Source organism: Petrocella sp. FN5 (genome assembly GCF_029210395.1).
Lineage (GTDB): Bacteria > Bacillota > Clostridia > Lachnospirales > Vallitaleaceae > Petrocella.
This window is the reverse complement of record NZ_JARGDP010000214.1, coordinates 1-652: the sequence shown is the minus strand read 5'-3', so window position 1 is coordinate 652 and position 652 is coordinate 1. Positions and strand designations below refer to the sequence as shown.

At 37.6% G+C, this 652-nt stretch carries 1 protein-coding gene; it reads left to right on the top strand.

Annotation, left to right across the window (positions count from 1 at the left end):
* Positions 1–32 precede the first annotated feature (32 nt).
* The coding region (locus tag P0N36_RS15560) for a LysE family transporter (protein ID WP_275843808.1) at positions 33–652 on the top strand (620 nt) is incomplete at its 3' end.

The following is a 652-nucleotide window of genomic DNA, read 5'->3' as shown; positions in this document are numbered from 1 at the left end:
AATAAAGTTATTAAAAGAAAGGGTGTATTTTAATGACACTCGTATTTTTATCCGCTTTGGTCATCGCCTTTTCAGGCGCTATGATGCCAGGTCCTTTACTTACATACACCATTAAACAAGCCTTGCATACCGGTATTTTTGCCGGTTTTATTGTTATTGTCGGTCATGCAGCCCTTGAAATCCTTTTGATTGCTTTGATATTCCTAGGTTTTGACACCATATTACAATCTGACCTAGCACAAGTTGGCATCGGTTTGATTGGTGGTGCCCTCTTAATCTATATGGGCTTTGATATGGTTATCGGTTCTGCTAAAAACAAAATCAGTATTCAACTGGACGAAAATAAAAGCAACACAGGTAACATCCTTGTTTCAGGATTTTTACTCAGTGCTGCTAACCCATACTTTATACTTTGGTGGGCCATCATTGGCCTTGGTTTTTTACTGCAAGCCTACAAATCTTTTGGCATCACAGGTGTTCTACTTTTTTATAGTGGTCATGTTCTTGCTGATTTTATATGGTATGGATTCATTTCCATTGCCGTTGGTACCACAAGAAAATTCATGCCTCTTGGTTTATACCGAACCATTATTGCAAGCCTAGGTATTATGCTTATCTATTTTGGTTGTAGTTTTGTTTACGGTTCTATTTA